Annotated in this window: 14 protein-coding genes; 13 read left to right on the forward strand and 1 reads right to left on the reverse strand. The window is 65.3% G+C overall.

The features are described 5' to 3' along the window. Window positions 1-79 precede the first annotated feature (79 nt). From PSV40_RS22035 to PSV40_RS22050, 4 genes are read left to right on the forward strand one after another with little or no spacing between them, the layout of a single operon-like run. Window positions 80-469 carry a response regulator transcription factor gene (locus PSV40_RS22035; protein WP_300541949.1) on the forward strand — a complete coding sequence of 130 codons (390 nt, stop codon included), beginning with the start codon at window positions 80-82 and terminating at the stop codon, window positions 467-469. A 26-nt stretch (window positions 470-495) separates the two neighbouring features. Then, complete coding sequence (gene fnr, locus PSV40_RS22040) at window positions 496-1,284, forward strand: fumarate/nitrate reduction transcriptional regulator Fnr (protein ID WP_300541951.1); 789 nt, start codon at window positions 496-498, stop codon at window positions 1,282-1,284. Between the two features lie 26 nt (window positions 1,285-1,310). Then, a complete protein-coding gene (locus tag PSV40_RS22045; protein WP_300541953.1) occupies window positions 1,311-2,237 on the forward strand; it encodes a J domain-containing protein in 927 nt (308 codons plus the stop codon). Further along, a complete protein-coding gene (locus PSV40_RS22050; RefSeq protein WP_300541955.1) occupies window positions 2,218-2,550 on the forward strand; it encodes a chaperone modulator CbpM in 333 nt (110 codons plus the stop codon). Before PSV40_RS22045 ends, PSV40_RS22050 begins: the two co-directional genes overlap by 20 nt. A 16-nt stretch (window positions 2,551-2,566) precedes the next feature. Here the strand turns inward: PSV40_RS22050 and PSV40_RS22055 are convergent, their stop codons facing one another. Next, on the reverse strand, window positions 2,567-2,899 hold the full coding sequence (locus PSV40_RS22055) for a metalloregulator ArsR/SmtB family transcription factor (protein ID WP_300541957.1): 333 nt from the start codon (window positions 2,897-2,899) through the stop codon (window positions 2,567-2,569). Between the two features lie 103 nt (window positions 2,900-3,002). On the opposite strand from PSV40_RS22055, the gene PSV40_RS22060 reads away from it, so the two are divergent. The 9 genes from PSV40_RS22060 (at window position 3,003) to PSV40_RS22100 (ending at window position 12,692) form a co-directional block, all read left to right on the forward strand. Then, window positions 3,003-3,863, forward strand: coding sequence for an MBL fold metallo-hydrolase (locus PSV40_RS22060; protein WP_300541959.1), 861 nt, complete (start codon window positions 3,003-3,005; stop codon window positions 3,861-3,863). A 166-nt stretch (window positions 3,864-4,029) separates the two neighbouring features. After that, a complete protein-coding gene (locus PSV40_RS22065) occupies window positions 4,030-5,106 on the forward strand; it encodes an efflux RND transporter periplasmic adaptor subunit (RefSeq protein ID WP_300541961.1) in 1,077 nt (358 codons plus the stop codon). Window positions 5,107-5,113: 7 nt separating this feature from the next. Continuing rightward, window positions 5,114-8,410: an efflux RND transporter permease subunit gene (locus PSV40_RS22070; protein ID WP_300541975.1), complete on the forward strand. Its 3,297-nt coding sequence runs from the start codon at window positions 5,114-5,116 to the stop codon at window positions 8,408-8,410. A 40-nt stretch (window positions 8,411-8,450) separates the two neighbouring features. Beyond that, window positions 8,451-9,722 (forward strand): FAD/NAD(P)-binding oxidoreductase, encoded by a 1,272-nt coding sequence (locus tag PSV40_RS22075; RefSeq protein ID WP_300541977.1) that lies wholly within the window; start codon window positions 8,451-8,453, stop codon window positions 9,720-9,722. A 41-nt stretch (window positions 9,723-9,763) separates the two neighbouring features. Further along, window positions 9,764-9,988: a DUF2892 domain-containing protein gene (locus PSV40_RS22080; protein WP_293592775.1), complete on the forward strand. Its 225-nt coding sequence runs from the start codon at window positions 9,764-9,766 to the stop codon at window positions 9,986-9,988. A 28-nt stretch (window positions 9,989-10,016) separates the two neighbouring features. After that, window positions 10,017-10,463, forward strand: a complete 447-nt coding sequence (locus tag PSV40_RS22085) for an OsmC family protein (protein ID WP_293592773.1) — start codon at window positions 10,017-10,019, stop codon at window positions 10,461-10,463. 116 nt (window positions 10,464-10,579) lie between these two features. Continuing rightward, on the forward strand, window positions 10,580-11,926 hold the full coding sequence (locus PSV40_RS22090; RefSeq protein ID WP_300541980.1) for a DUF3422 family protein: 1,347 nt from the start codon (window positions 10,580-10,582) through the stop codon (window positions 11,924-11,926). A gap of 94 nt (window positions 11,927-12,020) precedes the next feature. Next, window positions 12,021-12,401: a rhodanese-like domain-containing protein gene (locus tag PSV40_RS22095; RefSeq protein WP_300541982.1), complete on the forward strand. Its 381-nt coding sequence runs from the start codon at window positions 12,021-12,023 to the stop codon at window positions 12,399-12,401. Window positions 12,402-12,452: 51 nt separating this feature from the next. Beyond that, window positions 12,453-12,692 (forward strand): hypothetical protein, encoded by a 240-nt coding sequence (locus PSV40_RS22100; RefSeq protein WP_300541984.1) that lies wholly within the window; start codon window positions 12,453-12,455, stop codon window positions 12,690-12,692. Window positions 12,693-12,874 lie beyond the last annotated feature (182 nt).

Here is a 12,874-nt window from a genome sequence, read left to right on the forward strand (position 1 = left end):
TCTGAATCCGGAATTCTCCGAGGCGTGCATTCAGCCGCTGCCTATGGCCGCAGGGACCGGTTGCGGCCACAGTAGGGCCATGCGTTTCCGCCAAGCCCCCCTCAAAGTCTTTATCGTCGATGACTCGGTCCTGATCCGCGACCGCGTTGCCGCCATGCTCGAAGCCAGCGCGATCAGCGTCGTTGGACGGGCCACCACGCCGCAGGATGCCATTGACGGCATCCTGGCTGCGTCGCCCGATGTGGTGGTGCTGGACGTCCAGCTCGAGGGCGGCTCCGGCCTGCAGGTTCTGCGCGCCGTCCGCCAGGCCGCACCGGACATCGCCTTTGTGGTGTTCAGCAGCAATTCCGGCCCCGCCTACCGTAAACGTTATTTCGGGGAGGGCGCCGAAGCTTTCCTCGACAAAAGCACCGAATTCGATCAGCTCGTTCAGACGGTGGCGAAAGTCGCCCGGTATGTCGCATGCTGACGCCTGAATCATCCAAGGAGAAACCCATGTCTGCAGCCACCCTCGAAGCCGTTGCCGCTCCCATCCGCATCGTGTCCCGGCAAGCCGCGCCCGCATCGGCATCGGTTGCGCCCCTCATGACGCATTGCTCCACCTGCCACCTGCGCGACCTGTGCCTGCCTTGCGGCATGACGGGCAGCGACGTGGAGCGGCTCGACAGCCTGATGTTCAGCCGGCGCAAGGTGAAAGCTGCCCAGACGCTGTACCGCGAAGGGGACCGCTTCCAGTTCATCTATGCCGTGCGCAGCGGCACTTTCAAGTCCAGCCTGACGCTGTCAGATGGCCGTGAGCAGGTGGGCGGGTTTTACATGGCCGGTGAACTGATGGGCCTGGACGGCGTCGCCAACGGCGCCCATGCCAGCAGCACCACCGCGCTGGAAGACACCGAAGTCTGCGCCATTCCCTTTGCCCATTTCGCCGAAGTGGCGGCCGGCAACCCGGGCATGCAGCATGTGGTCACCCGCTTGATGAGCCGCGAGATCGTACGCGAACACAGCCTCATGGTGTTGCTGGGAAGCATGAATGCGGAGGAGCGGCTGGCGGCGTTTTTGCTGAACCTGTCGCAGCGCATGAAGGCGCGCGGGTATTCGGCCAGCGAGTTCCATCTGCGGATGTCGCGTGCCGAGATCGGCAGCTACCTCGGCATGACACTTGAAACGGTGAGCCGGACCTTTTCGGCCTTCCAGCAGCAGCGTCTGCTGGAGGTGGACAAGCGCCACATCCGCATCACCGACCTGGACGGCCTGACCCGGGCTTTCGAGACGCGCGTGCACTGAACGCGAGTTGAGCGGCAGGCCCTGTCATGAAGTACAAGGACTATTACGCCGCGCTGGGTGTGCCGCGTGATGCGGACACCGAGCAGATCAAGAAGGCCTACCGCAAGCTCGCGCGCCAGCACCATCCCGACGTGTCCAAGGCGCCCGATGCCGAGGCCCGCTTCAAGGAGGCGGGGGAGGCCTATGCGACGCTGAAGGACCCCGAAAAGCGCGCGGCCTACGACCAGTTGGGCCGCCGTCCAGCTGGGGAGGAGTTCGCACCGCCGCCGCAGTGGCGCCACGATTTCGGTGCGGAAGGCCAGGGGTTTGAGGGCGTTGATCTCGCCGACCTGCTGGCCGCCATGGGGCGGGGGCGCAGGCCGTCCAGGGGGCCGGTGCCGATGCACGGCCGGGATTACGAAACCAGTGTCCGCATCACCCTGGAAGACGCGCACCATGGGGCAAGCGTCCAGCTCGATCTGGCCGATGAGGAAGGCGGTCGCACGCTGGAAGTCACCATTCCTGCGGGCGTGACCGAAGGCCAGAAGCTGCGGCTGCGCGGCAAGGGCGGAAAGGGCCGCAACGGCGGGGCCGATGGCGACATTTACCTTCATATCATGCTCGCATCGCATAGGGTGTTTCGGGCCGACCACCACGACCTGTACTTTGACCTGGCGCTGGCGCCCTGGGAAGCGGCGCTGGGCGCGGACGTCGAGGTGCCAACGCTGGACGGCCCGGTGGTGCTTACCGTGCCGCCGGGGACACATTCGGGCCGCAAGCTGCGCCTGCGGGGCCGGGGCTTGGCCAATGGCCGGGGCGGCCGCGGTGACCTTTACGCAGCCGTGCGGATCGACGTACCTGCCACCCTGACTGAGCGGGAGCGCGAGCTTTTCGGGGAACTGGCGAAGGCCTCGCACTTCAACCCGCGCGCGCCTGCGGGCAAGGAGAAGTTTCATGGAACAACAACTGCTTGACATCGCATGGCTCGACGCACACGAGGCCGTGACCCTGGCTGAACTCGCACAAATCTGTGCCCTGAGCGTGGACGAACTGGATGAACTGATGGACTATGGTGCCCTGGTGCCGATGCAGGACGTCCGGCAGGAGCGCCTGTTCAGCGCCGAATGCGTGATGCCGCTGCGTATGGCCGGCAAGCTGCGCCAGGATTTCGACCTGGACCTGTTCACGGTGGGACTCCTGCTGGGCTACCTGAACCGTATCGAGGGGCTGGAGCGGCAGGTCCGGTCCTTGCAGGCGCACCTGCCCGGCAACATGCCAGTGGAATGACGCCAGGAGGCTGGCCTCAGCGCGCCTTCTTCGTGGGAACGCTGCAGAATTGGGCGTAGAGCACTTTCATCACGTCCAGCGCCTGCGGGCTGTCGATGCGGTAATAAATGGCCTTGCCGTCCCGGCGTGTGCTGACCAGGCCCTCGTCGCGCAACACCCCAAGCTGCTGCGACAGCGTGGGCTGCAGGATGCCGACCGATTCCTCCAGCTCGCCCACGCGCATCTCTCCCTGCGCCAGCTGGCACAGCAAGAGCAGGCGATCCGGATTGGAAAGCACTTTCATGAGACGGCAGGCAGCATCGGCAGAACTGCGCAGGCTGCCGAGATCCATCACAGTGTCTGCGGGCATGGGAGGCTCTCCTTTTGATTTGCGATAATGATATTATATTGACAAATATAATGTATGTAAATAGAATGTTAGAATCGAAACTGAGCAAGCCGGAAAACAAGACATGACACCCATCGTCACAAGCTTTTTTGACCCCGATACCTGGACCGTCAGCCACGTGCTTCATGAGAAGGAAGGCGGTGCCTGCGCCATCGTCGATGCCGTGCTCGACTACGACGCCAGGTCCGGCCGCACCCGGACCACTTCCGCTGACAAGCTGGCGGCTTTTGTGCAGGAAAACAAGCTGCAGGTGGCATGGATCCTGGAAACCCATGCCCATGCGGATCACCTGTCGGCGGCGCACTATCTGCGCGGGAAGCTGGGCGGAAAAATCGCCATCGGGGCGGCCATCACCCAGGTGCAGACCACCTTCAAGCGCATCTTCAACCTCGAGCCCGGGTTCCAGACCGACGGCCGCCAGTTCGACCGCCTGCTGCAGGACGGCGAGACCCTGTCCATCGGGGCGCTCCAGGTCCGGGCTTTGTCCGTACCCGGCCATACGCCGGCCTGCATGGCCTACCTCGTCGGTGATGCCGTGTTTGTCGGCGACACCCTGTTCATGCCCGATGTCGGTACGGCGCGTTGCGACTTTCCCGGCGGGGACGCCGCCGCCCTGTACCGGTCGGTGCGCAAGCTGCTGGGTCTGCCGCCTGAAACCCGCCTGTTCATGTGCCACGATTACCCGCCTGAGGGCCGGTCCCCTGTCTGGGAAACCACGGTCGCCGAGCAGCGCGCCAAAAACATCCATGTCCATGACGGAGTAAGCGAGGACGAATTTGTGAAGATGCGCACCGCCCGGGACGCCACGCTCGACATGCCCACCTTGATCCTGCCGTCGGTGCAGGTCAACATCCGCGCCGGCGAGATGCCGCCGGCCGAGGGCAACGGGGTGTCTTATCTCAAGATCCCGCTCAATGCGCTGTGATCGGGTGCCGGTCTTTCATCCGGGACGGAGCGACGCCCCGCCGGAAAAGCAGCGGGAGATTGATATGAAGCAAGTGCAGAAACAGCCTCTGAACCCAATATGGAAAAACAGGCTGCGGGTTCGGTCGGCGACGCTCAGCAGCCACGGGCATGACAAAGGACAGATGATGAAAAAATTGCAGTTTCCCGTTTTTCAGGCCTTGGCCTTGGTGCTGGGCCTGGCGCTCAGCGCCGGTTCGGCGCGCGCCGTTACAGCCGTCGAGGTGCCGGTGGTGCAGATCCGGGCGAAGGCGGTGCCCACGGGCTTTGAGCTCGACGGTGTGGTCCAGCCGGTGCAGCAAAGCACCTTGTCGGCGCAGGCGTCGGGACGGGTGGCGTCCTTGCTGGTGAAGGCGGGTGACCGCGTTCGTGCCGGGCAGTTGCTGGCCACCATCGATGACCGCGAGACCCAGACCGGCGTGCAGCGCAGCCAGGCGCAGGTGGCGCAGGCCGAGGCCGAGTTGCGCAATGCGCGGGCGAACGCCGAGCGCTCGCGGGAGTTGCAGGCCATGGGTTTTGTCAGCAAGGCCGCACTCGACACCGCCAATACGCAGCTCAACGCCGCCCAGGCCGGACGCGACCAGGCCGCTGCGGGTTCCCGCCAGTCGGCACTGGCGCAGGGTTTCACGCGCGTGACCGCTCCGTATGACGGCTGGGTGTTGCAGACCCTGAGCGAAGCGGGTGACCTGGCCATGCCGGGTACACCCCTGCTGACGCTGTATGCGCCGCTGCCTTTGCGTGCCGTGGTGCAGGTGCCGGCGTCGCTGGGCGACATCGCCCGGTCGGCCAGCCAGGTGGAAATCCAGGGCCCGGCCGGCAAGGCCGGCCCGCAGTGGCTGGTGCCGGTGGCGCGCAGCGTGTTGCCCTCGGCGGACCCGGTATCTCAGACCATCGAGTGGCGGCTGGAGCTGCCGACTGCCGGCACGGGTGCGCTGGTGCCGGGCCAGCAGGTGCGTGTGCGTTTTGTCGGCGGCGCGTCCGAGCGCATGGTGCTGCCGGCCTCGGCCGTGGTCCGGCGCGGTGAGCTGACGGCGGTGTATGTCGTGGCCGGGCAGGGTTTCTCGCTCAGGGCGGTGCGGCTGGGCTCCGACCATGGAACGGCCGGCGTGGAAGTCCTGGCAGGCCTGTCCGCCGGTGACAGCGTGGCGCTGGACCCGGTGCGCGCCGGCTTGTCCGGTGCCCGTCCGCAGACCGCTGCGCGCTGAGGTGGCCATGAACGATCACACACCTTCCGGTTCCACCCGCCTCGGCGCATCCGGCCGCATGGCGGCGGCCTTCCAGTCCAATGCCATCACGCCGCTGCTGGCACTGATGGCCCTGCTGCTGGGCCTGTTTGCCGTGCTGGTCACGCCGCGCGAGGAGGAGCCGCAGATCAACGTGACCATGGCCAACGTGCTGATCCCCTTCCCCGGGGCCAGCAGCGAAAACGTGCAGAACATGGTGGCCCGGCCCGCCGAGCAGGTGCTCAGCCAGATTGCCGATATCGAGCACACGTACTCGGTGGCCCGGCCCGGCCTGGCCGTTCTGACGGTGCAATTCAAGGTGGGCGTGCCGCGCACCGAGGCGCTGGTGCGCCTGTACGACGTGCTCAACGCCAACCAGGACTGGCTGCCGCGTGACCTCGGCACACTCGCTCCCATCGTCAAGCCCAAGGGCATCGACGACGTGCCGGTGCTGGCCGTCACGCTCTGGAGCGGCGATGCGCTGGCCGCCAACGATCTCGAGCGGGTGGCGCGCACCCTGGAGATGGAACTCAAACGTGTGCCGGGCACGCGTGAGGTGCAGACCATAGGCGGCCCGGGCCGCGCCGTGCATGTGTGGCTGGACCCGGTGCGCCTGCGCGAACGCGGGGTTGATGTGCTCGGGCTCAAGCAGACGCTGGCCGCTGCCAATTTCGGCATGCCCTCGGGCTCGGTGCTGGACCCTTCGGGCCCGACCCCGCAGATGCTCACCGTGGAGACCGGCGAGTTCCTCTCCTCCGCCGAGGAGATCGGTTCCCTGGTCGTCGGTGTCAGCAACGGAAAACCGGTTTATCTGAGCGAGGTGGCCCGCATCGAGGCCGGCGCCCAGCTGCCGCAGCGTTATGTGTGGTTCACGCCGGGCGCCGCCGTGACGGATGCCGGCCCGACGGCCGCAGCGCCACCGGCTGCGGGGCAGGTCTATCCGGCGGTGACGCTGACCGTGACCAAGAAGCCCGGCGAAAACGCCGTGGATGTGGCGCGTGCGGCCAATGCCCGCCTGGAAGAACTGCGCAACACGGTGATCCCGGCCAACATCCAGACCACGGTCACGCGCGACTATGGCGAGACCGCCGCGGAAAAAGCCAACAAGCTGATCCAGAAGCTGGCCTTTGCCACGGGCTCGGTGATTTTGCTGGTGGGCTTCGCCCTGGGACGCCGGGAGGCCGTGATTGTCGGCGCGGCCGTGATCCTGACGCTGATGGCCACGCTGTTTGCCAGCTGGGCCTGGGGCTTCACGCTGAACCGTGTGTCCCTGTTCGCCCTGATTTTTTCCATCGGCATCCTGGTGGATGACGCGATTGTGGTGGTGGAAAACATCCACCGCCACCAGCAGCTCTTTCCGGAAAAGTCGCTGGCCGACATCATTCCCGCAGCGGTTGACGAGGTCGGCGGTCCGACCATCCTGGCGACCCTCACGGTGATCGCCGCGCTGCTGCCCATGGCTTTTGTGAGCGGTTTGATGGGCCCCTACATGAGCCCGATCCCGATCAATTCCAGCCTCGGCATGGCGATTTCACTGGCCATTGCCTTCACGGTCACGCCGTGGCTGGCGCTCAAGCTCATGAAAACGCACGGCCCCGGGCACGGTCATGAAGGCACCGCGAAACCGGGCGGACTAGGTCCCAAGCTGGAGCGCTTTTTCACGCGCATCCTCACGCCCCTGCTCGACAGCGCGCGCAAGCGCTGGTTGCTGCTGGCCGGCATCCTGGTGGCCTTGCTGCTGTCGGTCGGCCTGACCATGGTGCAGTGGGTGGTGCTCAAGATGCTGCCCTTTGACAACAAGAGCGAGTTCCAGGTGGTGGTGGACATGCCGGCCGGCACCCCGCTGGAAAACACCGCGGCCGCCCTGCACGAGCTGGGCGCTTTCCTGGCGCAGCAGCCCGAGGTGCGCGACCTGCAGGGTTATGCCGGCACGGCCAGCCCGATCACCTTTAACGGCCTGGTGCGCCAGTATTACCTGCGTGCCGAGGCCGAGCAGGGCGACCTGCAGGTCAACCTGGTGGACAAGGCACACCGCAGCGACAAGAGCCACGTGATCGCCCAGCGCCTGCGCCCGGAACTGGAAAAGATCGGCGCGCGCCATCAGGCCCGGGTCAAGGTGGTGGAAGTGCCGCCCGGCCCGCCTGTCATGAGCCCGCTGGTGGCCGAGGTCTACGGCCCGGACGAGGCCGGCCGCCAGGCGCTGGCCAGGCGCATTGCCGCCGCCTTTGCGGCCACACCCGACATTGTGGGCATCGACACCTCGCTCAAGGAGGACGCCCCGCGCGCCCATCTCACGGTGCGGCGCCAACGGGCCGAGTCACTGGGCATTCCAGTGGCGGCGATTGCCCAGACGGTGCATGGCGCGCTTTCGGGCGCGGATGCCGCCTATCTGCACGATGGCCAGTCCAAGAACCCGGTGCCGGTTCGCCTGCAGCTGCCGCTGGACAGCCAGGTGGGGCTCGATGCCCTGCTGGCCCTGCCCATGAAAGCCGCGAATGGCCGCATGGTGCCCTTGTCCGAGCTGGTACAGGTGGAGCGGGGCGTGATCAACAAGCCGCTGTTCACCAAGGACCTGCAACCGGTCAGCTATGTGTTCGGCGACATGGCCGGCAAGCTCGACTCGCCGCTGTATGGCCTGTTCGGCATCCGGCCCAAGCTGGCGCAGGCGGCCCTGCCCAACACCGGGGAACTGGGCGAATACTGGATCAGCCAGCCCTCCGATCCCTACCGCCAGTACGCGGTCAAGTGGGACGGCGAATCGCAGATCACCTATGAGACTTTCCGCGATATGGGCACCGCCTACGGCGTGGGCCTGATCCTGATCTACCTGCTGGTGGTGGCGCAGTTCAAAAGTTACCTCGCGCCGCTGGTGATCATGGCCCCCATTCCGCTGACCATCATCGGCGTGATGCCGGGGCACGCGCTGCTCAATGCCCAGTTCACGGCCACCAGCATGATCGGCATGATCGCGCTGGCGGGCATCATCGTGCGCAACTCCATCCTGCTGGTGGACTTCATCGAGCTGCAGGTCGCGCAGGGCATGGCCTTCAAGGAAGCCGTGGTGAGCTCGGCCGCCGTGCGCGCCCAGCCGATTGCACTGACCGGCCTGGCCGCCATGATCGGCGCCTTTTTCATCCTGGACGATCCCATCTTCAATGGCCTGGCCATTGCGCTGATCTTCGGCATCCTGGTGTCCACGCTGTTGACGCTGGTGGTCATTCCGGTTCTCTATTTCGCGCTGTACCAGCACCGGATGGCCCCGCCGGCTGCGCGCATTGAAGCCTGAGTGACGGACTGATTTTCAACCTGAACCAAGGAGACATGACATGGCCAACATCATCATCATGGGTGCCGGGATAGGCGGCATGCCGGCTGCCTACGAAATGCGGGAGCTGCTGCCGCCAGAGCACAAGATCACGGTGGTCAGCGCGGTGGACTATTTCCAGTTCGTGCCTTCCAATCCGTGGGTGGCGGTGGGCTGGCGCAAGCGGGACGACATCGTGCTGAAGATTGCCCCCCTGCTGGAGCGCAAGGGCATTGCCTTTGTGCCCAAGGCCGTCACCACCATCGACGCCGAGGCCAGACGCCTGACGCTGGAAGGCGGCGACAGCCTGGACTACGACTACCTGGTGATCACCACCGGTCCCAAGCTCAGCTTTGACGAGGTTCCCGGCGCCGGCCCTCACGGCGGACACACCCATTCCGTGTGCACCGTGGGGCACGCCGAAGCTTTCTGGGCGGAGTACCAGGACTTCCTCAAGAACCCCGGCCCGGTCGTCATTGGCGCCATGCCGATGGCCAGCTGTTTCGGGCCGGCCTACGAATTCGCCTTCATCCTCGACGCCGACCTGCGCAAGCGCAAGCTGCGCCATCTGGTGCCCATCACCTTCGTGACCAGCGAACCCTATATCGGCCACCTGGGCCTGGGCGGTGTCGGCGACAGCAAGTCCATGATGGAGTCGGAGATGCGCGGCCACGACATGAAGTGGATCACCAACGCCAAGACCACACGTGTCGAGGACGGGAAAATGTTTGTCACCCAGGTCGATGACCTCGGCAATGTGTACAAGGAGCATGAAGTCCCGTTCAAGCTGTCCATGATGCTGCCGGCCTTCAAGGGCGTGGACGCGGTGGCGGCGGTGCCGGGGCTGTGCAACCCGCGCGGCTTTGTGCTGATCGACGAACACCAGCGCAGCAAGGCCTGGCCGAGCATCTTTGCGGCCGGCGTCTGCGTGGCCATCCCGCCGGTGGAGGTCACGCCCGTGCCGACGGGCGCGCCCAAGACCGGTTACATGATAGAGACCATGGTGACCGCGATCACCCACAACATCGCCGACGAAATTGCCGGCCGGCCGGTGCAGGCCAAGGCCACCTGGAACGCGATCTGCCTGGCCGACATGGGCGACACGGGGGCCGCCTTTGTGGCCCTGCCGCAGATGCCGCCGCGCAACGTGAACTGGTTCAAGAAGGGCAAATGGGTGCACCTGGCCAAGATCGCGTTCGAGAAGTATTTCATCCGCAAGATGAAGACCGGCAATTCGGAGCCGGTGTATGAGAAGTACGTGCTCAAGCTCCTGGGCATCGTGCGCCTGAAATAAAACCCGCTTTTTTCTTTTTTTTTAACTCTCTGGAGAATTTCATGACCGTCGAACGTTACATCCGCATCATTGCCGGCCTCTTCATCCTGGCTTCGCTCGCACTCGGCATCGAGGGCAGCCCGCTGTTCGTGAGCAAGTGGGCCCTGGCCTTCACCGCCTTTGTCGGCTTTAACCTGTTCCAGTTCGGGTTCACCAACATGTGCCCGCTCGGTTTCATCCTCAAGAAGCTGGGCGTGCCCGAGTCCAAATTTTCCTGCGGTACCTGATCCTGTTCATCTTCGACCCGGAGGCGCCATGAGCGACACCCTTGTCCAGGTCAGCCTGGTTCAGCAGCACGACTACCGCTTTGACATCCAGTTTGGCGGGGCCATTCCGGTGCTGACCGGCGATGAACCGGCGCCACTGGGAACGGGCCTCGGGCCCTCACCGGTGCAGCTGCTCAGCGCCGCCGTCGGCAACTGTCTGAGCGATTCGCTGCTGTTTGCGCTGCGCAAGTTCAAGCAGGCCCCGGAGCCGATGCGCTGCGACATCACCTCGCAGGTGGGCCGCAACCCGGAAGGGCGCCTGCGGGTGCTGGCCATGACGGCGCAGATGACGCTGGGTGTGCCAGCGGCCTCGCTGCAGCACCTGGACCGCGTGCTCGAGCAGTTCGAGGCGTTCTGCACCGTCACCCAGAGTGTGGGGCAGGGCATCCCGATCACCATCGAAATTTCCGACAGTACCGGTCAGCGGCTGAAATAAATCGTGCCGGTCTTCCATGCTTTTCATTTCCAGGAACATGGGAGATTCCTCATGAAAAGAGGCTACAGCCCTTGCTTGTCAAGCGCCGACAGCTATCAAAACGGTAGTATCAGGCGATGACTTCCAGCCTGCCTTCCTCTGCGGCTTCCTTCGCTGCCTCTTTCGCCTTGTTGCCGCCCGACGATGCGCAGCGTGCCGTGCTGCACAACGAACTGCACGCGCGGCCCTCGGCCCGCGTGCGGCTGCCGGCGCTCATCATCTACGTGGCAGTGCTCAACGCCGGCGTGACGCGCGAGCAGGAGTGCGCACACCTGCGCCGCCTGCCGGGCCAGCAGGATTTGCCGCTGGACAGCCTGCAGGGCAACTTCCTGAGCCTGCGCTGCGAGGGATACCTCGTCCAGTGGGAGCGGCACACCGAGTTCACGCGTTACGCCATCGTGCAGCCGCTGCCCGCCAGCGCGCTGCTCGGCGCTGCGGAGCCACCCTTGCTGGCAGCCCCGGTGGTCGCGCCTGGCTGGCTGCCCGGCATTCCCGGGAAAACGGTGGCAGCCATCCAGCTGGCCATGGTGCATGGCGATCTGTCCGGCGAGGGGGCCCTGATGACACAGGCGCTGGCCTGGTTCGGCGGCCGTGCCGTGGTGGCTTCGCAGCTGGGCAACGGACACTCGTGGGCGCTGACCGCATTTCACCTGGGCGCCGACGGCTTCGAGCGCATGCTGGTGATTGCCCCGCCAGTCATGACCGACATGCGTGCCGGCCGCATCTCCCAGCGCCTGCTGGAACTCGAAACCTACCGCCTGATGGCCCTGCGCGGTCTGCCGGTGGCGAAAGCGCTGGGCCCCATGCTGGCCGAGGCCGAAGGGCTACTGGCCGACATCACGGCGCGGCTCGAAAACAAGTCGGCCTCCGACCAGGAACTGCTGGACACCCTGGTGTCGCTGGCGGCCCGCGTGGAGCGCGCCACGGCCGAGCATAGCTACCGCTTCTCGGCCACGCGCGCCTACAGCGTGCTGGTCGGCCAGCGCATCGCGGAGCTGCGCGAGAAACCCATTTCCGGCACCCAGCTCCTGGGTGAATTCATGCAGCGCCGCCTGTCGCCGGCCATGGCCACGGTAGAGGCCACGGCGCAGCGGCTGGCGTCGCTGTCCGAGCGGGTGTCGCGCACCAGCGCGCTGCTGCGCACGCGGGTGGACATCGCCACCGAGGTGCAGAACCAGCAACTGCTGGAAAAACTCACGCGCGGGCAGGAACTGCAATTGCGCCTGCAATCCACGGTGGAGGGCTTGTCGATTGCAGCCATCTCGTATTACGTGGTGAGTCTGCTGCTGTATGTGGGCAAGGCGTTCAAGGCCGCCGGTGCGCCCGTCAACCCGGAGATCGCCGCCGGCGCCCTGATCCCGCTGGTGTTGTGGGGCGTGTGGCGAACCACGCGCCGCATCCACGAAAAAATTCGCGCACCATGAACTTCCCGGTGTCCGGCGCACGCGCCGGGTGCAGGCTGCCTGACCTATTCCCAATCCCCAATCCGATTCTTCACTTTGCTACCAGGAGCTACCCATGAAAACTGCCCATGATCTCGTCGCCACTGCCAAAACCCGCGTGCAGGAAATTACCGTGTCAGACGCCGAAACCGCCCTGCGCGATGCAGACGTGCTGGTGGACGTGCGCGAAGCCGACGAATACGCCGCCGGCCACCTGGCCGGTGCGGTCCTCGTCCCGCGCGGCCTGCTCGAGTTCAAGTTCAGCGGGACCCCGGCGCTGCAACCGCGCGACCTGAAGATCGTGTTGTACTGCAAGACCAGCGGCCGCGCCGCCCTGTGCGGCGCGGCCCTGCACGACATGGGCTACCTGAACGTGCAGTCGATTGCCGGAGGCTTCGATGGCTGGGTGGCGGCCGGCAAGCCGGTGGTCAAGCCGGAGGCACCGTCCTTTGAATAATGACCTGCATGTTTGTCCGCGTGGCCCGCAGCGGCTGCAGGGAGTCCGGCCATGAGGTGGCTGGACCGCATTCCGCTGGTCTGGCTGGTCGTCCTGGCGCTCTGGATGGCTGTGGCTCCGATCACGCCCGAGCCGCACCTGATTGAAAAATTGCGGATGCTGGGCGAGGGCACGCTGTCCCGACCCCTGGACATCTTCGACCTGTTCATTCACGCCATGCCCCTGTTGCTGCTGGTGCTGCGACTCTGGCGCCGTATGACCGCTCCACGCGCTGGCGCACGGGAGCCCTGAGCTCGCAGGCCCCGGGGCCTGGTGGGCCATGGCTGGTCATTCTGCTGTCCGGCCGGTGCCGCTGGCAGGTGTCCGGATTCTAATGAAAAGTGCCTTCAGCCCTTTCTAGTATTGCGCCAGCAGCTATCGAATAAATAGCAAACCATGATGGCTGGCAGCGGTTGTGCAGCTTGCACTTTTCC

Source organism: Polaromonas sp., from assembly GCF_029945925.1.
Classification (GTDB): Bacteria; Pseudomonadota; Gammaproteobacteria; order Burkholderiales; family Burkholderiaceae_C; genus Polaromonas.

Bases quoted from the DNA above. Each gene is read 5' to 3' on its own strand.
- PSV40_RS22075 (WP_300541977.1), top strand. From the start codon at position 8,451: ATGGCCAACATCATCATCATGGGTGCCGGGATAGGCGGCATGCCGGCT.
- PSV40_RS22065 (WP_300541961.1), top strand. From the start codon at position 4,030: ATGAAAAAATTGCAGTTTCCCGTTTTTCAGGCCTTGGCCTTGGTGCTG.
- PSV40_RS22095 (WP_300541982.1), top strand. From the start codon at position 12,021: ATGAAAACTGCCCATGATCTCGTCGCCACTGCCAAAACCCGCGTGCAG.
- PSV40_RS22070 (WP_300541975.1), top strand. From the start codon at position 5,114: ATGAACGATCACACACCTTCCGGTTCCACCCGCCTCGGCGCATCCGGC.
- PSV40_RS22035 (WP_300541949.1), top strand. From the start codon at position 80: ATGCGTTTCCGCCAAGCCCCCCTCAAAGTCTTTATCGTCGATGACTCG.
- PSV40_RS22050 (WP_300541955.1), top strand. From the start codon at position 2,218: ATGGAACAACAACTGCTTGACATCGCATGGCTCGACGCACACGAGGCC.
- PSV40_RS22090 (WP_300541980.1), top strand. From the start codon at position 10,580: ATGACTTCCAGCCTGCCTTCCTCTGCGGCTTCCTTCGCTGCCTCTTTC.
- PSV40_RS22045 (WP_300541953.1), top strand. From the start codon at position 1,311: ATGAAGTACAAGGACTATTACGCCGCGCTGGGTGTGCCGCGTGATGCG.
- PSV40_RS22080 (WP_293592775.1), top strand. From the start codon at position 9,764: ATGACCGTCGAACGTTACATCCGCATCATTGCCGGCCTCTTCATCCTG.
- fnr (WP_300541951.1), top strand. From the start codon at position 496: ATGTCTGCAGCCACCCTCGAAGCCGTTGCCGCTCCCATCCGCATCGTG.
- PSV40_RS22055 (WP_300541957.1), bottom strand. From the start codon at position 2,899: ATGCCCGCAGACACTGTGATGGATCTCGGCAGCCTGCGCAGTTCTGCC.
- PSV40_RS22085 (WP_293592773.1), top strand. From the start codon at position 10,017: ATGAGCGACACCCTTGTCCAGGTCAGCCTGGTTCAGCAGCACGACTAC.
- PSV40_RS22100 (WP_300541984.1), top strand. From the start codon at position 12,453: ATGAGGTGGCTGGACCGCATTCCGCTGGTCTGGCTGGTCGTCCTGGCG.
- PSV40_RS22060 (WP_300541959.1), top strand. From the start codon at position 3,003: ATGACACCCATCGTCACAAGCTTTTTTGACCCCGATACCTGGACCGTC.